Here is a 21,720-nt window from a genome sequence, read left to right as displayed (position 1 = left end):
CATGTCAACTATATTACAATTATCTTACCTGATATTCATTGACATCTATAATTCCAGGTTCGACACAAATCGCTAATTATAATACTCCCGAACCTGAAATAACAGCATTAGAAATAACAACCCGAGCAAAATGCCAACGAGGTTGAATAACAAAATACTACTCACAATATTAATCAATTGGGCATAGTAGCTAAATACCCAACCGGGCCGTTTGCGATTGAAAAGCCCCGGCAGGGCCATTACGCCGAGTACTAAACCAACTATTGCCAGAATCATGCTGATGGTGTAGCCGAAGCCTACACCTGCCCCCATCATAAAAGAGCCGGGAACAAGCACAGCACCTATTCCTAAAAAGGCCAGAATACCAGGTAATGCAATGACCAGCAGTATGAGTAAAACAATTGGCCAGTATTTTACAAATCCTTCCCGGAAATTAATAGGAATTTGAAACGGCGCTTTTGTTGTAAAATAAGGAGCCAGTTCGGTCTCCAAAACGGCAGGTTGATTCATTGTCAACAGAAATTAAGGTTAAGGAAAAGTAAATTTTACGCCTAAAATTACAGTTTCCAACGGCTCTCCCGCCTAAACAACAACAATCGATTTATTAAACGGCAACTCCGTCTGTTTCAACCGGCTGCGTCCGAAACTCGCCTTCCCATTTCGAGATGACGCAGGTAGCCACAGCATTCCCCGCTACGCTCGTTGCGGAACGGCCCATATCGAGTACCTGATCGATACCCAGCAACAGCGCCAACCCTTCGATAGGCAGGTTAAACAGCGACATGGTTCCGGCAATAACCACCAAAGATGCCCGTGGTACGCCCGCAATACCTTTCGACGTAATCATCAGGGTCAGCATCATCGTAATCTGCTGTTCTACCGAGAGCGGTACGTGGTAAGCTTGGGCAATAAACGCCGTTGCAAAGGTCATGTACAGCATCGACCCGTCGAGATTGAAGGAATAGCCCAGCGGTAATACAAACGAAATGATACGTTCAGAACAGCCAAACCGACGTAGCGCTTCAATCGTCTGCGGAAACGAAGCTTCCGAACTTGCCGTACTGAACGACAGAATAATGGCCGAACGTACTTCCCGTAGCAGCGCAAAATATGGAATCCGAACTACCAGACAAATGGCGAACAGAACTACAAAAATAAAAAACAGCAGTCCGCCGAAGAAGCAGAAAATCAGATAGATATAGCCCGAAAGTATACCTAGACCCTGTTTCGCTACTACGGCTGCAATGGCACCAAGTACGCCAAATGGCGCAAACGACATGACGTAGCTCGTAATTTTAAACATGATGTGCGAGAGCGCGTCGAGGGCTTTAATCATGACTTTGCCCTGTGCCCCAACCGCTCCAACGGCAATTCCAAAGAAAATGCTGAATACAACAATCTGAAGGATTTCGTTCGTGGCCAGCGCATCGATGAAACTCGTCGGTACAATGTGCGTAATGAAGTTTTCAAATGTCAGCTTCTGCACTTCCACGCCCGTATCGGTGCCTTTGGGCGGTAGCGGCAGATTCATCACTTCGCCCGGTTTCATGATGTTGACAACCAGCAGCCCAACTACCAGCGACAGAATGGTTGCGAAATAAAAATAAGCCAGTGTTTTAAGACCGATTCGTCCAACGGTACCAAAGTCACCGAGTTTGGCAATGCCGACGACCAGTGTCGAGAAAACAAGCGGCCCAATGATCATTTTGATGAGCCGAAGGAAGATTTTAGAGAGGATGTTCAGGTCAGTGCCTGAGAAACCGGAGCCAGTGTCGGGAAAAAAGTAACCAAGGGCAATCCCGAGCACCATGCCCAGAAAAATACGTGTAGTCAGGTTGGGTAGCTTCATGCAGTCAGATTAAAAGGACCGTAGTGAACAAATGTAACGGAATCCGACCATATCCGAAAGAGGCAACGCTTAATGAATGATAAGCTGGCTGATGCACTCTATAATTGATAATTGCTACCGTCGGCCAGCTCATCACTCTTCTCTTATCTGTTTTTCCGGGCGAAGCCAGTTGGTCATGATCGGAAAACCATCTTCCGACGTAGTGTTATCTTTCGTCATGTCCATCCAGACCAGCAGCGGCAAGCCGATGTAGGTTTTGTTTTTGAAGTTATCAACCAGCCAATTGCTATCGCCTTTGTAGCCTCCCGCATGAAACACTACGTCGTCGGGCAGGCCAATCAACTGACAGGCGGCATAAGTCCACAATAGTACAGCTAGCTCATCACCCTGTTTATCTGGGCGTCCCTCCGTTATATTACCACCTAGTTGGGGCCGTTCTGAAGGTAACGTAACGGCAATGTGGCCGGCTTCGTGCAGAATATCTCCCGGATACATCAGTTTCGCCCGATCAATCACTAATTTACCCTGTTCGATACGTATACCGGGCAAAAAGGTTGGTTCATCCAGTGTCGATTCTATAACAGAAATACCGATGCTGTCTAGAAACGCATAAATTGGGGCAATCAGGTCGGTTTCGTTGGTTGTCATTGGGCAAAAACAGCGTTATTTTGCTGATGATCCAGCGCATAATACTGATTCATGGCAGGTTGTAAAAAAGATGGAATCGGCTCAATAGGCTTGGATTCTTGAAACGGTTGGTCAGGACGCTTCGCATGGAAACGACTTCGTTCAAACATTCGTTGTTCATCGATTGAACTGACATCCAGTGCCAGCATTTCGACTAGCTCCCGAAATAGTTCAGTACCATTTTCCTGATAGCGCAGCAAATGTACGTTGGCATCAAACGACTTTATATTCAGCATCGAACGGAAATAAAACTCAAGCACCGCAGCCGTGTAACTATCCAGCGACATCGTTTGGATATGGCTGGCGTTCAACCCAAACAATTCGGGCTGAATAACACCAGGAACAGCCTGCATGCCACGGTGTTTCTGGTGCGAACGTAGCACGGCATCGGGTGAGCGGTAAAGGAAAATAAACGGAACTGTCGGGTATAATCGGCGTAACGTATTGTAGAAAGCGAAGTGCCAGCTATCGAGTTTTATGAACAGACGTTTCTCATAACCAGTACGTTGCACACCGAGCATAGTTATGACGGCTTTCAACGTGGCATCCTGCTCTTCGGGCAAGAGTTCAACGGTTGGGTGAGTATAAGGAAGCCGTAATACGTTATCAATCAGCGGCATTTCCGAAATCACACAATGTTCTTCCGGAATGGAAAGCAACTGTGAAAGCAATGTAGAACCACAGCGCGATACGTGAAAAATAAACGCATCCGGCTCTACTGCCTGACTATGTTCGGCAGCGGCCAGCAAGCCCGATAGTTGGGTGGTGGGATGCCACCGGCTCGAATTATAGGAATGACTCTGACAGCGTGCAATTGTTTCGTCAAAAAAAGGCTCCCTAAACCGATGCTCACCGACGTAGAGCCACCGAAAATTAAGCTGGTTGTCCACTACGTTCAGGCGGTAAGGAATCCATCCTTTTAAAACGGGTGATTTAGGATTAAGCGCAGTCATTAGTAAATTCTCCGCGAACTATGTGATTAATAAAAGGCTGTCGAAAGGCTATGCATCATCCAATGTCAACTGATTTACAGTCAACTAACGTACTACGTTGAAAATCTCGTCGTCCGCGTTTTATGACTGACCAGCGAGCTGTTCGATGAGTTGTCGCGCTACGTCGGTATTGTGCCGGGCCAACTCAGCCATAATCTGCGCACGCACCTCAGGAGAAAGTTGATCACTCTTTTTATCGGCAGCAAACGAATAGCCTGCTTTCTCGAACAACGTATCAGACCAGGCATTCCGGTGGCAGTCGATCACCAGATGGATACGGTCGATCGATCCGTCGTTACGTACGCTATGCAGCAAATCGAAGTTCGCATACCAGCACTCTCCGACCTGCATAGGCACCTGGTGATCATCAACGACGAACGCTACTTTTTCGCCGGTTTGAATCGGAACATGGAGCCGAAAAAAACCCCTTTCGTAGCTCGTGTCGCCGTCGCGGTGGGGATGAATAACACTACCGGGTGCCAGCGACAAGAGACGAACAGAATCTTTCGAACAGTCGAGCTGATCCAAAATACGCTGAAAATAAGAACAGCTCATTAGTAGTGACGTATCAGCGTAACTGCCTGGCAGGGCCCTGGCATCCGTTTCCGAACCCGACAATGAACGTAGTGCGATACTGCTCCAGGTTCCCGAAAAATCAGCCTTATTGTAATGCTGCATCCAGTCGCGGGTTTGGCATACGGCTAAATCAGCCTCCAGCAACTGGTTATCGAACTGAAATGGAAGTCGGAGAAAGCGATTCTTGGGGTCAACTGTATCGGTATTCATTGTGTCGTTTATCTTTCGGAAATTATTCTGCTTATATGCTTTTCGTTCAATTTACCGGTCTATCGGGTTCAGGCAAAACAACGCTGGCTTATCGGGTCCAGAATCGCCTGATTCAGCTTGGCTACGCCGTGGAGGTGCTGGATGGCGACGAATATCGTCGGAATCTCTGGCCTGAGTTAACGTATTCAGAGGCCGACCGTGCGGAAAACATCCGGCGTCTTGGGTTTATTGGTCGAAAATTCATTCGTCACAATGTTCTGGTGCTCATGGCGGCAATCAACCCGATTCAGCGCATTCGTGACGAACTCAATCGGGAAAACCAACCCGCCAAAACGGTTTTTGTATCCTGCGCGCTCCCCACGCTTATCGCCCGTGATACAAAAGGGTTATACGCCCGCGCCCTACTCCCAGCCAGCCACTCCGACAAATTGACCAACCTGACGGGTGTCAATTCTCCGTATGAGGTTCCTCTCCTTCCTGACTTAACGGTTCCTACCGACCAACTCTCTGAAGAAGAATGCGAAGAACTTCTGGTTCAATTTATTCTTAACTCTTTGCCCTAAAAATCTTTTCGGTTATTGTTCATGTAAAAATCTAATAACCATAAACAAGTATAGCAAATATTTAAAGTTGATAATTTGTGAATGCGGAATGTGAGCGCTATACAGACGAAATGAAGTTATTTCTTTGTAAATTACACAAATCCAACGTAGTATAGAGTTAAAATCAATAAACGTAGTGAATTGAGCAGGCCTTTACTTTCGTTTAAAAGCGCGCCTGTAAACCGGTTTCCGGCACGCAAATTGTAACCAGAGAATCGGGTAAATTAAATAGTCTGTAAATCGGAAAGGAGTTCGGAACGTAATGTCGTCTACGATAAGCGTCTGATAACCTGACGCATCGTTCGGAAGCGCAATTAATCGGTGACGGTGATGCCAGTACGTCAGGAAGAACGGAAGTTTAGTCCCATGATCGACGAAGTAAATTTCCTGGTCGGTAGTATTTTGGTCGACAATATCGCTTATCCAGTCCTGATGAAACAGGAAGAAATTTAACTGGAGGTGAACCACATCGCCCCGTAAGCATCCATCGAAACGTACTACGTTGACAGGCGGAAACGTAGGCGTCAGTTGCTCAAAAAGACTACGGTTGAACCCTGTCCAGACTTGAGTCAATGCCTGCTCAACGGGAGTTTTAAGAATAAGGTGCATGAACGGTGAACGAATGGGAGAGCGAAGTACGGCAATACAAACATATTCTTTACCAGAAAGCGGTTTTACTACGCTGGTACAGAGAGCTAAACGTAGTGTTCAGCCATTTCGTTACCAATTTCCTGAGAATTCATCTCACAAAAGCTACAACTATATTTCGCATTTATTCCGAACGGTTTTACTAGTTATCTGGCTGGTTTGCGCCCTGACGCAGGCACGGGCTGCCCTACCTGAACCTGAGTACCTGACCGTACGTAACGGGCTTCCACAAGGGTATATCAGTTCGTTGGTTCAGGATCGCCAGGGTTTTATCTGGCTGGCTACCCGGGATGGGCTTTGCCGATACGATGGGGTTCGGTTCCATATTTACGCACACGATCCACAAGAAGCCAGTTCGTTAGTATTCAGCAGTATAGCTGAAATTAAAGAAGATAAACGGGGGTACCTGTGGATACGTACCGAAAACGAAAATATCGACCGTTTCGACCCGACAACTGGGCAGGCTTTACACGTATCCAATTCTTCGGCATTCAGGAAGGCTTTAGGACAGGACCAACTGGTTGGTATTCAGCCCGATCCGGCGGGTTCGGTTTGGGTTGCTACCCGTACTGGAGGTTTTTTTCATCTACATCCAAACGGTACAGTAACTCATCGACATGCTACACTCCCTGAGAATCAAGGTAAACCACTGATTTACAATTTATTACTCGACCAACGACATCGTTTGTGGCTGGCTACTCAAACCGGCCTTTATTCGTTTGAACCGACATCCGGGCAGTTTACTACGTTCCGTGCCGCGCAGGGATTGCCACGCCCCGATGTGTACCGGCTTCACGAACGGCGGAATGGAGAATTGATGCTGGGGTTTCCGGGCCAATTTGCCTTGTTTGATCCCTTGGGTGGGCGCGTTCGGCGACTAATCAGTTTGGGTAAATCGCCAGGGTTGCCACTGTTTGCCAGTGATTATCGGGGAATAGACTACGTGAATCAGAACCGATTTAATGAGGAAACCGGTCTTGTGCCATTAATAGCTGACCCGGCTGAGGAATCGCCGAAGCTTGCTCGATTTGCGGTTTTATCGCTTCTGGTCGATCGAACCAACGTACTGTGGCTGGGACTAAATGGCGATGGAATTATCAAGTACGATTTAATACCTCGGCCTTTTCAACCCATTCCGTATACAGATAATTTCCAGACAGACTGGTTGACGCAGCAGTTAAGGATACCTCGCGATGCCATTCCAGCCCCGATCCGGCTACAATCGTCGCCTCGAATACGGTACGGATTTGATGGGCAACGAACCCTCTGGATAAGCAGCCCGGATACACCACCTTATCGTTACAATGCTGCCGCACAGACATTTACTACAGTCCTACCAACCGGTATTGAAAGCCGGTGGCTAACGAATGGCCAGTTCCGGCTTTCGGCCTTCTCAACCGGTGCACAGGGTGAAATGTGGGGATTACTCGGCCCAACAAACCAGGCCGTTGTCCGCCATAATCCAGCTCAGGAAACGTTTACTGCTTTCCCGCTACCCCTACCCACCAATCACCCGTATGTAATCACAGCTATGGTGGTTGATGGTGGTCGTGTTTATCTGGCTACGCAAAACAACGGTTTACTACGTGCTGATTTGTCGAACAAACGGCTCATTCACTGGAAAAACGCACCGGGCGACCCCAGATCGTTGCCCGGAAATTCGTTGCTGTGTCTGGCTCAGGATCCTAAACAATACAACTTTCTCTGGATTGGTACGTTCGGAGATGGCCTTTGCCGACTCGATAAAATGACAGGGCGCATTCAGCGGTTTACCATCGGACAGGGTTTATCGAATAACGTTATTTACGCCATCCGTCCCGACCGCAATGGATATCTCTGGCTGAGTACAAACCGAGGTCTGTGCCGCTTCGACGCCCGAAAACAGGAAGTGAGAACGTACATGGCCGACGATGGGCTGCCCAGCGAAGAATTTCGGCAGTTTCACGACGTAACACTACCCGACGGACGGCTGATTTTTGGCGGCATCGGCGGCTATACGGCTTTTAATCCGTTACGTATCCGCGAAGACGTAGTGAAGCCTACCATCGCTTTGACGGCGCTACGTATAAATAATCAGGTTGTTCGCCCAAATACACCCGAATCGCCCCTTCAAAAAGACATTAATGAAACGCGGGAAATCATTCTGAATCATCAGCAGAACTTTTTGTCTATCGATTTTACGGCGCTGGAGTTTAATCAGAATTATAAAAATCAGTATCGTTATAAGTTAACCGGGCTTGAAGATGACTGGGTGTATAGTCAGAATCTGTCGACTGCTACCTATACAAATCTGCCGCCTGCTACGTATACGTTTCATGTTAATGCTTCCAATACGTCGGGGGTCTGGAGCCCGCATACACATACCTTACGAATTGTTATTGAACCACCGCTCTGGGCAACCTGGTGGGCCTATACGGCATATGTATTGCTCGTTCTATGCGGTTTGATACTGTTTTTCCGGATTCGAATCAATCGGATACGCCTGAAAAGCCGGATGGAACTACGGGAACAGGAATCTCGGCAGCTTAAGCATCTGGATGAGGTAAAATCGCGGTTCTTTTCCAACATTACCCACGAATTTAGAACGCCACTCACGCTAATTCTAACACCGTTAGAAGAAGTCCTCAACGACAGTGTCAACTCGCCTTACCACGGCCGACTCCGACTTATCTATCAGAATGCCAACCGATTACTACGTTTAATTAATGAATTACTTGATTTAGCGAAACTCGATGCCGGTAGTCTAGTCGTGACACCGGCCCCCGCCGATTTGCCCGAATTCATTAAACGAACGTTAGGAGTTTTTTCGGAAGAGGCTCAGCGTAAACGGATTCAGTTGCGGCTTAACCAACAATTTGATCAGCCCTATTACTGGTTTGACCCCGATAAGCTGGAAAAAATACTGACAAATTTATTATCTAATGCACTGAAATTCACCGATGAAACAGGCCTGATAGACGTATCAATACAAGTTGATCCAATTGATGGCAATTCGGCTAATACCGATCTCATCCAGCTGACGGTTCACAATACGGGGACGAGTATTCCTGGAGACAAATTACCGCACATTTTCAACCGGTTTTATCAGGCCGATTCAATAGCCAGTACCATGGTGAACGGTTCGGGGATTGGATTGGCGCTGGTGAAAGAATTAGTAGAATTGCTCAAAGGCAAAATTTCGGTGGAGAGTCACCGCACCATGGGTACTACGTTCCAGGTCGAATTACCCTTCCGACAGGCTCATCCCCAGTTGGCGAATAATGCCAACTCGCTAACTTCGCCCGAATCGTTAGTAACGACGGAAGCGCAACAGGCCACGTTTACGGAAAATGCGCCCCGGCTCCTGCTCGTGGAAGACAACGATGGTATCGCCGACTACATCATGTCTATTCTGACGCCCGAATGGCGGATTCGGCGGGTAAATAACGGTCAGGCCGGTTTAGATGCGGCCATTGCCGATGGGCCCGATTTTATCATCAGCGACGTATTAATGCCCGAAATGGACGGCCTGATGCTATGCCGACAACTTAAACAGAATCCGGTAACGAGTCATATTCCAATTTTACTGCTTACTGCCAAAGCTTCGGTCGAGAGTCGGCTGGAGGGTATTGCTGCGGGAGCAGATGATTACGTAGCGAAGCCTTTTCAGGTAGACGAACTGCGGGGACGTATCCGGAACCGGCTCGATCAGCAGCAACGGATTCGGCAACACCACCGCACACAGCTTGTACGGGAAGGTTACCTCCCTGTTGCGGGCGAGAATCCAGAGGATGACTTCATGAATCGAATTTATGCCGTGCTCGAAGCTCGCCTTGATGATCCTACGTTTGGTGTTGAACCTCTGGCCGATGCAATTGGGATGAGTCGGATGCACCTGAACCGAAAAGTAAAGGCCATGACTGACATGACGCCCAATGAATTGATACGTATCGTGCGATTAAATCGGGCGGCTGCTCTACTGGTTACGGGCGTTTCGGTGTCGGAAGTAGCCGATCGGGTGGGTTTCGATACGCCCGCTTACTTCTCCAAAGTTTTTAAAGACCATTACCACGTAACACCTTCTGAATACGTCGACAAAAATCGGCATGAACTGGCTTAACCGAATTTTAAATACACGAATCTACCCCACCTGACTACATGACGTACTATTGATTTGAAAAACATCTGAACATGTTACAAATTTTATAGTGCTTGTTACGAATGAGCAAGAGCAAAGAAAGTAACGGCTATAGTATTGTGTCATTAATGCTTAGCCAACTTTTTAAAAATCGCCTACTCAGATGCTCATGTCTTCCTTTTCTTCGTCGACGCGCACCACTACCACAGAATGGCCTCCGCTCAAACTTTATCTACGTGATGCCGGACGGCAGTCTTTTTCCGTCACCGATTTGGTTTATCTCCAGGCCGTTGCTAATTATAGCTGGTTAAATTGGGTTGACGGCAGCCGCATGCTGATGCCCCGAACGCTCAAATATTACTCGCCTAAATTACCCTCCGAACTGTTTATCCGGCTCCATCGCAACTGCGTAGTGAACCGTCGATTTGTAGAGCGGCTGGAACGTACCGAAACTGGTGGTCTGGTTCATTTAAGTACGGGTGAAACTTTACCCGTATCGCGCCGACGCTGGAGCACGGTTCGTCGACAGTTGGCCAGCGCCCGTCCTTTTATGAATTAATTGTTGGTTTGGTTTATACTTCTATCTATACAAGTCAGTAAAGAAAATGCCCCGATCAGGCTGACGGGGCATTTTCTTTACTGACTTGTATAGTTTTAACTTGCCTTACATTTTTTCCAAAACCCGTTCCATCGATACTTCCTGGCCGATGTGCGCTTTGAGGTCGCGGATGGGAATACGGATTTGCTCGGTTGTATCGCGGTGGCGGATTGTCACCGTATCATCTTCAAGCGTCTGGTAATCAACAGCAATGCAGAATGGCGTACCGATCAAATCCTGACGGGTGTAGCGTTTCCCGATGGCGTCGCGCTCCTCATAAATAACCCGGAATTCCGAACGTAGACTCTTTACAATTTCTTCCGCTTTTTCGGGCAGACCATCCTTACGTACCAGTGGGAATACGGCTGCTTTCACCGGGGCTATCGCAGGGTGTAATTTCAGGTAGGTACGTTCCTTCTGCTGATCGCCTTCTCCTACCGTCTCCTTGGTAAATGCATTACAAAAAACTGCCAGAAATAGTCGGTCGGCACCAACAGACGTTTCTACTACGTAAGGAATGTAATTTCCGTACGGTTTTCCAGTAGCTTCGTCGATTTCGTTATCAAAATACTGTTGCTTCTTTTTGCTGTATTCCTGGTGGCTTTTCAGGTCGAAATCAGAGCGAGAGTGTATGCCTTCGATCTCCCGGAAGCCAAATGGGAACTTATATTCAATATCCACGGCGGCTTTGGCGTAGTGAGCCAACTTTTCATGATCGTGGAATTTGAGACTGTCAGCAGGTAAACCGATGGCCTGATGGAATACCATACGGGTTTCTTTCCAACGGTTGTACCATTCCTGTTCAGTGCCAGGGCGCACAAAGTACTGCATTTCCATCTGTTCAAATTCGCGCATACGGAACGTAAACTGCCGCGCCACAATCTCATTCCGGAAAGCTTTCCCGATTTGAGCGATACCAAACGGAACCTTCATCCGGCCGGTTTTTTGTACGTTCAGGAAGTTGACAAAAATACCCTGGGCCGTTTCGGGGCGGAGGTAGATGGTGCTGGCATCGTCGGCCAGCGATCCGATCTGAGTCGAGAACATCAGGTTGAATTGCCGCACCTCCGTCCAGTTGGCATTGCCAGAAACCGGATCTTTTATGCCCTCGGCAATAATAAGGTTACGAACACCCTCCAGATCTTCGGCACCGAGCAGACGGGCCAATTCGTCGCGTAAAGCCTGACCGCGTTCTTTGTCGCCTGAATTTTCGTATTCTTCCGCTTTCAGTTCAAGCAGTTGGTCAGCGCGATACCGTTTTTTCGAATCACGATTGTCGATCATCGGATCATTAAACGAATCGACGTGTCCCGACGCTTTCCAGGTAAGCGGATGCATAAATATGGCGGCATCAATACCTACTACGTTGTCGTGGAGTTGGGTCATAGCCTTCCACCACAGCGTTTTGAGGTTATTTTTCAGTTCGACGCCATTCTGCCCATAATCGTAAACGGCCTGTAGACCATCGTAAATTTCGGACGACGGAAAAACGAAGCCATATTCTTTGGCGTGGGCAATAATATCTTGTAAGGACGTAGCAGGAGCTTGTGTAGTATTCATACGTGAGCGCAAAAATACGTTTTTATGCGCAAGTGCCTAGTTCTTTGGCCTAATTCATGAATCTGCCCTGTTTATTTAGATACTTAGCCAGTCTAGGGTTACTTCCTCACGTACTGTGCGTCTTAGACGCATGTTTACCCGCTTCCAAGCCTTTATACGAGATTATTTTGGATTTTCTCACAAGGAAACTCGAGGATTTTTAGTCCTACTTTTCCTGACAACGCTGTGTCTGCTGGCACCTTTTCTGTATCGGCTTATTGCCCGATCCGATGTTTCTGATACGTCGGCATCCGACCAGCGAAAGCTCGACAGTTTAGTAACGCTTATGAAGGCAGAAGAAGCCAGGCAACCCCAATTCAACCACCGGGCTGACAACGACAAAACCACTGCCGAACGATTTAGTGAACCAAAACTTTTTCCGTTTGATCCCAACACCATTAACGTAGCAGGCTGGCAACAGTTGGGGCTTCCGCGCTGGCTGGCCGAACGTATCGATAAGTATCGAAGCAAAGGCGGTCAGTTTCGCAAAAAAGAAGACCTGTTACGTATCTACGACTTTCCGCCCGATTTATATGACCAGTTGGAGCCTTACATTACGTTGCATGAACAAGTAGAAACGAAGAACGTAACGGGTAATTTTAATCGCAATGAACGTACTGAATTTAATAATAAACAGCCCACTATTAACGAACGCTACGTTACCGAACGTCCAGCCAAGCCAGCCCTACAACCATTCGACATTAATACAGCCGATACGTCCCAATTAATCGCATTAAAAGGTATTGGCGCTACGTTGGCCGGACGAATCATTAAGTTTCGGGATGCGCTGGGTGGGTTTGTTTCCCCCGATCAGTTTCGCGACATTTATGGCCTCGATTCGCTGGCACTGGACGAATTGCAGAAGTTCGGCAAAATCCGCTCGGGCGTTCGTAAGATTCCTGTTAATACGGCTTCGGTTGAGGAACTTGATCGCTTGCCATTTTTGTCGCGTCGGCAGGCGCAAGTGATTGTGAACTACCGCGAACAGCACGGAGCATATACCTCCGCCGAGTCGTTGAAACCGATTCGAATTCTGGATGCTCAAACTATTGAGAAAATCGCGCCTTATCTCGAATTTTAATTACTGACTATACATGGTTTCTTTCCTCTACCGATACGTATTCTCGATTCTATTTCTACTTTTCATAGGCATTTCCAGTCATGCGCAACGTGTCACTTGGCCCAACGGAGCTAAGGCCGCTATTATTCTGACGTATGACGATGGGATGTATAGCCAGGTCGAGCAGGCTGTTCCGGTGCTGAATGCGTCGGGATTACACGGGACCTTCTTTCTCAATTCCATCACCGAAACCCGCCTGGCCGATCAGTGGCGACAAGCAGCAAAGCAAGGACATGAACTGGCCAATCATACTTTATTCCACCCATGTTTAGCGGCTAAAGGCTGGAAAGGCGAATGGGCACTTGAGAATTATACCATGAGCCGGATGTTACGGGAAATTCAGTCGATGAACAGCCAGCTTTACTTACTCGATGGCCGAACCGATGTTCGCACGTTTGCCTTTCCCTGCGTTGACGTACTGGTTGGTGGTGTTTCCTGCGTTGATACGCTTCGCAAGTCGGGGCTGGTCAGTTTTGCCCGGATGGGTGGCGACGCCAACGCCATTGTCACGGATTTTTCCACCCTCGACCCAATGCAGGTACCAGCTTGGGGTGTGCAACCCAGCAATACCGCTGCCGACCTGATTGCCTTTGCCGAGAAAGCGGCTCAGCAGGGCGGTATGGGCGTTTATATGTTTCACGGCATCGGCAGCCAATGGATTGCCGTACCAACTGCGGAGCACAAAAAATTAGTTGAGTACCTCGCCAAAAACAAGCAAAAATTCTGGGTCACTACATTCCGGGAGGCAATGACGTATTTGAGCCAACGTAGTAAGTAACTAAACAAATTATTTACAAGTGTACTTTATATCAATAAAGCTGTCTCCTCTATTTTCAACCTTGCGATAAATACGTGTTGGAAAATTATTGTTAAAAGATATTATCTTCTGTTCAATATTAAACTTATCCTGGCGTATTTCAATGAAATTATTTCTTGAAAATAGTAGTATTGGTTTAATAGTAAGAATTGGACTTGATGCAAAGAAGTTTCTTGTAAGCACATATATTTTTACTTCTACTGGCAGTTGGCTATATGGATTGATAGTATCGTCAAAAGAAGCACTTGAAACTTCTATCTCTTTTTCATTTAATCCGTAAAATTTTTCACTTGAATATATTTTATTCAGATTCGAATTAGCATTATATTCAAATCTGTAATACTGACTATATTTAGTATTAATTTGAGATACTTTCGATACTCTATTTACAGTATCATAATCGATATAAATATCTTGAAATCTAATAATTCTTTTATTTGCATCATAGTCAAAATCTTGATAGTTCCCAAATTGAACTAGTTTGCCGTCTTTAAATACTGGCGATTCTATCGGACCGGAAGAAATACTTACTTTATAAATATCATTAGTTTCAGTATAGTTAATATTCGTAAATATACTACTGTCATTTAGTAAACTTACAATACACTTTGGTTTAACACTTTCTATTCTAATTTCTTTCTCAACTACATTTTTCCCTGATCGATTTTCTACGAGTAGATTTATTTTATAGTTTCCGTTTTGCTTGTATTGGTGTTTGGGGTTACTTTCTGTAGATGTTTGTGCATCGCCAAAATTCCACAAATAGGTTTCGGCATATTTGGATTCGTTAAAAAATAGTATTTCTCCATCGCTATTTTCTCTGTACGAAAATTTAGCCTCAGGATTAATATTATTTACATCCATTTCTTTTTCCTGTTCACTTGTCAAGTCCGTCTTAGACTTTGCTATTAATTTAGTTATATATTTTTTGGGGATTTTATAAATATGAACAGGATTAATTTCTTCAGAAAATTCTCCATCGCCAAACGTCCATCGATATCCAATGGCATTCTTCGAATTGTTAACAAACTTAACTTCCCCATTAGCTTGTAACTGAAAGTTGAACGAAGCAACTGGATCTGATTCAGGTTCTGGGTTATCTTTTCTTCCGCAAAAATCAGCAGAGCATAGTATAAAAATAAATAACAAATAAACTAAATGCTTTTTCATAATTTCTAAAAAAATCTATCAATTCTAATAGAAGTAATTAAACAATAATAAACTGATAGTTATTTACCAACTATTTCAAATAAAATAGTTGGTAAATAATCTCCTCAGAAAGTTGTAAATAACAAAGTCGAAATTAAGGTTATTGTTAATCATCGCCTAACCAGCAACGCTACGTTCTCGACGTGGTGCGTGTGCGGAAACATATCAACAGGTTGCACATCGGCCACTCGATAGCCTTCGTCCAGAATTCCCAGATCACGTGCTTGCGTAGCGGTATTGCAGCTTACGTAAACGATACGTTCGGGGGCGGCTTTGAGTAATTGCCGCGTAACGGCTTCATCCATACCGGCACGTGGTGGGTCGGTAATCACTACGTCGGGGCGGCCGTGTTCGTCGAAGAAATTATCGGTCAGGATGTCGCGCATATCACCGGCAAAAAAGCTAGCGTTGGTAATGCCATTTACTTCTGCGTTGATACGTGCATCGGCCACCGACGTTTCAACATACTCAACGCCAATGACTTCGCGAGCCTGTCGAGCTACAAAAAGTGCAATTGTACCCGTGCCAGTATACAGGTCATAAATACGTTCATTACCCGTCAACCCTGCCCAGTCGCGAGCTACTTTATAGAGGTTATGCGCTTGTTCGGCATTCGTCTGATAAAATGATTTAGGACCAATCCGGAAGGTTAATGGGGGAAAATCCCCACCTGTCTCCATACGCTCTTCAATGTATGGTTTGCCTGACCAATTAATTACGGTCTGGTCCTGATAGCTATCGTTCTTCTTGGTATTCAGTATATAATTCAATGAGGTAATTTGCGGAAACTGCTGCATGAGATGACGCAGCAGCCCGTCACGCAGTTCAGGGTTGTCCTGCGCCACCTGCAACGTTACCATTAGCTGCTGCGTAGTATCGGCAGTACGTATAATGAGCGTCCGCAGAAAACCGGTGTGCAGTTTCAGGTTATACAACGTCAAATCGTGTTCATAAACGTAGTCAGTTATGGCTTTCCGAATAGCGTTGGAGGGGTCAGGCTGAAGGTAGCAATGACGAATGGGAAGCACCTTATCGAATCGTCCGGGAACGTGAAACCCGACGGCGCGCTGGTCCATTGGTGCGTCAGTACGTACTTCGGCCTGGGTAAGCCAGCGCCCTTCGGCGCAGGTAAATTCGAGCTTGTTTCGATAGTATTGCGTTGGATGAGCCGCCAGAATTGGGCGGATGGGCGGCAAATCTACTTTGCCGATACGTGTCAGGTGATCGATCACCTGCTGTTGTTTAAAGTTCAGTTGTTCTGCATAATCGATATGTTGCCATTTGCAGCCACCACACGTACCAAAATGTTCGCAGAAAGGCTCGGTACGTACTGCCGATCGTTCATGTACCTGTTCGGCCACGGCCTCACGATACTGCTTTTTGCGGTTGGTGATACGTAGGTCCACTACGTCGCCCGGGGCTACTCCAGGCCCGCCCGTTGGGTTGTCGACAAAAATTACGCCCTCGTCGGTACGTACCACACATTTTCCCTCGGCGGCAACGGCATCAATACGAACGCGCTCCAACCGTTCGGGTATTTTATGAATCTTCCTACGCATAAGTCCTAAAAAGGCGCTAATTTAAGCATCCGTTTTCGGACGGTCTTTATACCGAACTGTTTCAGTGTATGTGGAATGTGTACCGGACGTGGTGGAATAGCTTATTTTTAACGGGTCTATTGCTGGTTCTGAGTCAGTTGGCTGTCGCCACGCACATTGTTGGTGGCGAATTGGAACTTCGTTATCTGGGAGCGCAGAGCCGCTATACCCACCGCATCAATTTAAATCTGTATTTCGACGATATCAACGGAGACCCCGGCGCCAATGATGGGCTGGTCTCGGTTGGCATTTTTTCCAAACGCACGAACCAGTTAATCGGCTTTGTGGCGCTTCAACGTATCAGCGAGCAATTGGTTACGTATACAAACCAAACCTGTTCGAGCGGTAATCTGCGCACTCGCCTGATTCGGCATAGTCTCGATTTGACACTTGATCCCAACATGTTTAATGACCCTGGTGGCTATTACATGTCGTGGGAACGCTGTTGTCGAAATGGTACTATCGCCAACATTCAGGGTCCGGGAGCCGCTGGTTCGACTTTTTATCTGGAATTCCCCGCGCTCATTAACGGCTCAACCCGCGTCAATAATTCGTCGCCGGTGTTTGCCATACCCAAAGGTGACTACGCCTGTATTGGTCAGCCGTTTACGCTCGACTTCAGCGCTACCGACCCCGATGGTGACAGCCTTTCGTACCAGATGGTTACGCCTTACAATGGGTATAGTACCTCTTCCGTACCAAATCCAGGCGCGATAAATCGCCCTGTGGACCCCGTATTTTACGCTGGCCCTTACCCCGAAATCCGCTGGAATACTGGTATTTCTGTGAACAATCAGATACCCGGTTCAGACCCACTGCGCGTAAATCCCAAAACGGGGCTTCTGAGCGTAATTCCCAATCGGCAGGGGTTATATGTGTTTTCGGTGGAGGTGAGTGAATACCGGGCAGGTAAAGTTATTGGAAAAGTCCGGCGCGATTATCAGGTGCTGGTCATTGACTGCCCACGTAACGATCCTCCTCAACTTCTGTTTCGACCCGCCGGGCAACCGACTTTCTATAAGGAGGGTACGGTGATAACGATTGCTGAAAAAGACACGAATTGCCTCAATTTATACATCACCGACATCAACCCGAATCAACGTATCACGGTTACCAACATGAGTGGTTCGCTTCCCGGACTTACCCTTGCTCCTACCGATCTTTTCACCCGAACCGCTCGTGATACGTTGCAGGCTAAGTTCTGTTTCGGGCGATGCGTTGGAGGTGACGGCAAACCCGTTACACTCATCATTCGCGCGACGGACGATGGTTGTCCGCAAGGGCTTAGCGACACGATCACCGTTCGGTTGAACATCATTCCTTCAGATAACAATAAACCAGCGGCAAGCACGAATCTACCTAATAATAAGGCCAGCATTACGGTCGGTACGTCGATGTCGTTCACAGCTTTCGGCAATGATGTCGATAACGATAACATTACTATTCAGGCAGTTGGCCGTGGGTTTACGCTCGCTCAGGCAGGCATGACATTTGGTTCTGCGTCGGGCGTGGGAAAAGTAGCACAGCCTTTTACGTGGAAGCCCACCTGCGCCCAGGCAACCCAGCAAGACTACGTTGTTGATTTCATCGTGACCGATACACGCTGTAGCCGGAACCTACGCGATACAGTCACGGTCAGGCTGGCGGCTACAGGCATACCCAGCCAACCACCCAACATTCGAACGACCCTGACTCAACCCATCGTTGAACTGATCGTTGGGCCTGGAGAATCGGGCGGTCAGGCCATTTTCGACGTACTGGGAAATGACCCAGACCGTGATACGTTACGTATGACCGGTACGGGTCGAGGTTTCGATATGAAGGCCGCTGGCATGAGCTTTACCGACAAGAATGGGTTACCTACACTCCAGTCGCCGTTTACCTGGAAGCCGACCTGCGAGCTGATGGCCGGAAAAACGGAAGCGACGTTTGTGGTTGATTTTGTAGTTGATGACCGGTCGTGCCAGCCGCAACATACGGATATGACTACCGTTACGTTCGTGCTTAAAAATCCGACGGCCAACGCAGAAATCAAGATTCCGAACGTATTTACCCCCAATGGCGATGGTTTCAACGATTATTTCGCCATCAGCGATTTCCCGGAAAATTCGTGTGATGAGCAGTTTGTCTCTATGGAAATCACAAATCGCTGGGGGCAGGTAGTTTACAAGTCCAATGATCCGAAGTTCCGTTGGTACGGTACAGAAGCTTCGGTCGGTACGTATTATTATCTTCTACAAACAACAAAGCGGACCTTAAAGGGCCCGCTTACACTGATTCGGTAAATGAAGTCCCGACAGGTTCTGGCTGTCGGGGCCGCTTTAAGGCTGGCTTTTGCTTAGCGAATCTTTTTTAGGCGCCGGTGGTCGGAAACCGCCTACTTCTTTCTGCATATCTTCTTTCTTCGACTGATACGTTGTCCACTGTTCAGGCGTAAGAATAGTTTTAAGCTTATCTTCTTTTTCTTCGTTCAGCATCAGCATCATATCCTGAATTTGCTTGCGCGTTTCAGGGCCGGGCTTGCCGCTGGAACCGACAATATCCTTTATAGCATCCTGCTGCTGGCTGGCGTATTCATTGTTCAGCGTTTTGACCGCTTTCAACTGATCTTTCGAAAGCGAAAGGTTTTCTTTGAGCCACTTAGTTTCTTTCTGGGCTATCTCACCGGCAATGTTGGGTATGTTGGCCCGAGGACTGCTCGACATGGTCGGATCCATGCCTCCCATCCGGCGCCCGTAACCGCCACCATAACCCATACCACCTCCCGGATAGTACTGACTGAATACCTGATTGGCAGACAACAGCCATAAAATGGCAAAAAAGAACGTACTGGTTAAAATCGATTTCATGATGTACGACGGGTCAGTATACTTGCTGAACGTAACGAAGACAAAGGTACGTATAAACAACGTTTTCCTGAAGTCGTCTTTGTGTCGAAATGTTTCCGTTGCTACGTTGCCAAAAACCAAACTTTTCAGTCATACAGACCGTTAGCTGAGTATATGGAAACGCTCGAAAAAATCCGCAAAGCCTACACGGAATACGTTCTTGAACACGGAAAACAACCCGTTTCTGTTTTCCAGTTTGCCAAAAAGCTTAAACTTTCTGAAACCGAATTTTATAGCCATTACCCTTCGTTCGACGGTATCGAAGCCGACATCTGGCTGACTTTTTTTGAAGAAGCCAAAAACACCGTTGAAACCGATCCTACGTCGCAGAATTACTCGGTGCGGGAGAAACTGCTGGCTTTTTATTACACATGGATCGAATTGCTGAAGTCGCAGCGGAGTTTTGTTGTCTACAGCCTTGGGCGCTTAGAGAGCATCGGTCATGGGGCAAGGGGCATGGGGGCTCACTCAGCCTTGCGTTCTATCCAGAGTTCATCGGTGTTTAAACCGTTTAAGGAAGCGTTTTTCGATTATGCCCGTGACTTACTGGCCGAAGGTCGGGAAAGTAAGGAAGTAGAACCCCGGCCATTTATCACTGACCGATACCCGAATGCGCTCTGGGGACAGACGCTCTATCTGCTTGATTTCTGGGTACGCGATGTGAGTAAGAATTTCGAGAAAACCGATACGGCCATTGAGAAATCCGTCAACACCGCATTCGACCTCATCGGCCGTTCTCCGCTGGATACGCTATTCGATTTCGCCAAATTTATGTACCAAAATAAATGAGTGAAAGAGCGAAAACCTACCGGACGGCTTCGCTCTTTCACTCATTCGCTCTTTGAACTCGCATGAAAACGCAAACCTCCGTTCCGACCAGTAAAGTTGCCCGCGCCAGCCAGTTTGTGAAGGCGGGGGTGAAAGTTGGTGGAAATTATATAAAGCATTACAGCAAAAAACTCATCGATCCCGATTTGTCGAAAGAGGAGTTGCACAAGGATAACGCGGCCGATATCTACGATGCGCTAAGTGAATTGAAGGGTTCGGCGCTGAAAATGGCGCAGATGCTCAGCATGGACCGTGGGCTTTTGCCGGTTGCCTATTCCGATAAGTTCACGATGGCACAGTATTCGGCGCCACCACTGTCGGGGCCGCTTGTTGTGAAGACGTTTAAGACGTATTTCGGGAAATCGCCGGCGCAGCTGTTCGATACGTTCGACATGGAGGCTGTCAATGCGGCCAGCATCGGTCAGGTTCACCAGGCCTGGAAAGATGGTAAGAGGCTGGCGGTGAAGGTGCAGTATCCCGGTGTGGCGGATGCCGTTAGCTCAGACCTAAAAATTGCCAAACCGCTGGCGGTACGTCTGCTGAACCTGAACGAACGCGACATTGACCGCTACATGGGTGAAGTAGAATCGAAACTGCTGGAAGAGACTGACTATGAACTTGAACTACGGCGGTCGATTGAGATTTCGCAGGCCTGCGCCCATCTGGACGGGTTGGTTTTTCCGAAATATTACCCGGAATATTCTTCCAAGCGTATCCTGACGATGGACTGGCTCGACGGGCTGCATTTGCGGGAGTTTCTGAAGACAAATCCTTCACAGGACGTACGCGACCGTATCGGGCAGTCGCTCTGGGACTTTTATGATTTTCAGATACATACGCTACGTCAGGTTCACGCCGATCCGCATCCTGGCAATTTCCTGATGCGAGCCGATGGCACCATGGGCGTTATTGATTTTGGCTGCGTGAAAGTGATTCCCGATTTTTATTATGACAATTACTTCCAGCTTGTCAATCCCGATACGTTGGATGACCCAAAGCTAACGGCTGAAATCTTTAATAATCTGGAGTTTTTAACGCCCGAGGACTCGACAAAAGACCGGGTATTTTTCACCGATTTGTTCAAGGAAATGACGCTGATGCTCGCTGAACCGTTCGCCGTCGATACGTTCGATTTTGGCGATGATACCTACTTCACGAAGGTATACGCTTTTGCCGAAAACCTCTCGGCTCTTCCCGAACTGAAAAACTCGAAAGTTGCGCGCGGCTCGCAGGACGGGCTTTACGTAAATCGAACGTATTATGGCCTTTACGCCATGCTCAATGAACTAAAGGCTAAGGTTGTGACGACCAAACCGGAGTGGCTACGTTCTAAGAAACTGGCTGCAGCAACGTAGTACGAACTGTGGATGGTCGAAGCCCTG

Annotated in this window: 18 protein-coding genes; 8 read left to right on the top strand and 10 right to left on the bottom strand. The window is 47.4% G+C overall.

Annotated elements, in window-relative coordinates:
• Positions 1–72 precede the first annotated feature (72 nt).
• The 5 genes from ACYVF1_RS25410 to ACYVF1_RS25390 all read right to left on the bottom strand — a co-directional run bounded on the left by ACYVF1_RS25410 (position 73) and on the right by ACYVF1_RS25390 (position 4,314).
• On the bottom strand, positions 73–510 hold the full coding sequence (locus tag ACYVF1_RS25410; RefSeq protein WP_461084221.1) for a chromate transporter: 438 nt from the start codon (positions 508–510) through the stop codon (positions 73–75).
• A 94-nt stretch (positions 511–604) separates the two neighbouring features.
• Positions 605–1,849: a dicarboxylate/amino acid:cation symporter gene (locus ACYVF1_RS25405; RefSeq protein ID WP_461084219.1), complete on the bottom strand. Its 1,245-nt coding sequence runs from the start codon at positions 1,847–1,849 to the stop codon at positions 605–607.
• A gap of 132 nt (positions 1,850–1,981) precedes the next feature.
• Positions 1,982–2,497 carry a hypothetical protein gene (locus tag ACYVF1_RS25400; protein ID WP_461084217.1) on the bottom strand — a complete coding sequence of 172 codons (516 nt, stop codon included), beginning with the start codon at positions 2,495–2,497 and terminating at the stop codon, positions 1,982–1,984.
• Positions 2,494–3,489, bottom strand: a complete 996-nt coding sequence (locus ACYVF1_RS25395) for a sulfotransferase family protein (RefSeq protein WP_461084215.1) — start codon at positions 3,487–3,489, stop codon at positions 2,494–2,496. The genes ACYVF1_RS25400 and ACYVF1_RS25395 overlap by 4 nt, the downstream gene beginning before the upstream one ends.
• Before the next feature lie 120 nt (positions 3,490–3,609).
• Positions 3,610–4,314: an aspartyl/asparaginyl beta-hydroxylase domain-containing protein gene (locus ACYVF1_RS25390; RefSeq protein ID WP_461084213.1), complete on the bottom strand. Its 705-nt coding sequence runs from the start codon at positions 4,312–4,314 to the stop codon at positions 3,610–3,612.
• Positions 4,315–4,349: 35 nt separating this feature from the next.
• Between ACYVF1_RS25390 and cysC the strand changes: the two genes are divergently transcribed.
• The gene (gene cysC / locus ACYVF1_RS25385; RefSeq protein ID WP_461084211.1) at positions 4,350–4,877 is read left to right on the top strand and encodes an adenylyl-sulfate kinase; all 528 of its coding nucleotides are present in this window, start codon (positions 4,350–4,352) and stop codon (positions 4,875–4,877) included.
• Positions 4,878–5,069: 192 nt separating this feature from the next.
• On the opposite strand, the gene ACYVF1_RS25380 is transcribed toward cysC, so the two are convergent.
• Positions 5,070–5,525 carry an SRPBCC family protein gene (locus ACYVF1_RS25380; RefSeq protein WP_461084209.1) on the bottom strand — a complete coding sequence of 152 codons (456 nt, stop codon included), beginning with the start codon at positions 5,523–5,525 and terminating at the stop codon, positions 5,070–5,072.
• Here ACYVF1_RS25380 and ACYVF1_RS25375 point away from each other — a divergent pair.
• Positions 5,524–9,663 (top strand): hybrid sensor histidine kinase/response regulator transcription factor, encoded by a 4,140-nt coding sequence (locus tag ACYVF1_RS25375; protein WP_461084207.1) that lies wholly within the window; start codon positions 5,524–5,526, stop codon positions 9,661–9,663. The genes ACYVF1_RS25380 and ACYVF1_RS25375 overlap by 2 nt on opposite strands.
• A gap of 187 nt (positions 9,664–9,850) precedes the next feature.
• Positions 9,851–10,240, top strand: coding sequence for a LytR/AlgR family response regulator transcription factor (locus tag ACYVF1_RS25370; RefSeq protein ID WP_461084205.1), 390 nt, complete (start codon positions 9,851–9,853; stop codon positions 10,238–10,240).
• 105 nt (positions 10,241–10,345) lie between these two features.
• Here the strand turns inward: ACYVF1_RS25370 and ACYVF1_RS25365 are convergent, their stop codons facing one another.
• A complete protein-coding gene (locus tag ACYVF1_RS25365) occupies positions 10,346–11,839 on the bottom strand; it encodes a glycine--tRNA ligase (protein ID WP_461084202.1) in 1,494 nt (497 codons plus the stop codon).
• A 130-nt stretch (positions 11,840–11,969) separates the two neighbouring features.
• Between ACYVF1_RS25365 and ACYVF1_RS25360 the strand changes: the two genes are divergently transcribed.
• The gene (locus ACYVF1_RS25360; protein ID WP_461084200.1) at positions 11,970–12,959 is read left to right on the top strand and encodes a ComEA family DNA-binding protein; all 990 of its coding nucleotides are present in this window, start codon (positions 11,970–11,972) and stop codon (positions 12,957–12,959) included.
• A 13-nt stretch (positions 12,960–12,972) separates the two neighbouring features.
• On the top strand, positions 12,973–13,776 hold the full coding sequence (locus ACYVF1_RS25355; protein WP_461084198.1) for a polysaccharide deacetylase family protein: 804 nt from the start codon (positions 12,973–12,975) through the stop codon (positions 13,774–13,776).
• A 9-nt stretch (positions 13,777–13,785) separates the two neighbouring features.
• On the opposite strand, the gene ACYVF1_RS25350 is transcribed toward ACYVF1_RS25355, so the two are convergent.
• Together ACYVF1_RS25350 and rlmD are read right to left on the bottom strand one after the other, a co-directional pair.
• Positions 13,786–14,985, bottom strand: a complete 1,200-nt coding sequence (locus ACYVF1_RS25350) for a PKD domain-containing protein (protein ID WP_461084196.1) — start codon at positions 14,983–14,985, stop codon at positions 13,786–13,788.
• A 149-nt stretch (positions 14,986–15,134) separates the two neighbouring features.
• A complete protein-coding gene (rlmD, locus tag ACYVF1_RS25345) occupies positions 15,135–16,583 on the bottom strand; it encodes a 23S rRNA (uracil(1939)-C(5))-methyltransferase RlmD (protein ID WP_461084194.1) in 1,449 nt (482 codons plus the stop codon).
• A 68-nt stretch (positions 16,584–16,651) separates the two neighbouring features.
• Between rlmD and ACYVF1_RS25340 the strand changes: the two genes are divergently transcribed.
• Positions 16,652–18,907, top strand: coding sequence for a gliding motility-associated C-terminal domain-containing protein (locus ACYVF1_RS25340; protein WP_461084192.1), 2,256 nt, complete (start codon positions 16,652–16,654; stop codon positions 18,905–18,907).
• A gap of 36 nt (positions 18,908–18,943) precedes the next feature.
• On the opposite strand, the gene ACYVF1_RS25335 is transcribed toward ACYVF1_RS25340, so the two are convergent.
• A complete protein-coding gene (locus ACYVF1_RS25335) occupies positions 18,944–19,471 on the bottom strand; it encodes a hypothetical protein (protein WP_461084190.1) in 528 nt (175 codons plus the stop codon).
• A gap of 153 nt (positions 19,472–19,624) precedes the next feature.
• On the opposite strand from ACYVF1_RS25335, the gene ACYVF1_RS25330 reads away from it, so the two are divergent.
• Both ACYVF1_RS25330 and ACYVF1_RS25325 read left to right on the top strand, forming a co-directional pair.
• Positions 19,625–20,299: a TetR/AcrR family transcriptional regulator gene (locus ACYVF1_RS25330; RefSeq protein WP_461084188.1), complete on the top strand. Its 675-nt coding sequence runs from the start codon at positions 19,625–19,627 to the stop codon at positions 20,297–20,299.
• A 62-nt stretch (positions 20,300–20,361) separates the two neighbouring features.
• Positions 20,362–21,693 (top strand): ABC1 kinase family protein, encoded by a 1,332-nt coding sequence (locus ACYVF1_RS25325; protein WP_461084186.1) that lies wholly within the window; start codon positions 20,362–20,364, stop codon positions 21,691–21,693.
• Positions 21,694–21,720 lie beyond the last annotated feature (27 nt).

It is taken from the genome of Spirosoma flavus (assembly GCF_054778555.1).
The sequence above is the reverse complement of the archived record's forward strand: the minus strand, read 5'-3'. Positions and strand labels throughout refer to the sequence as shown.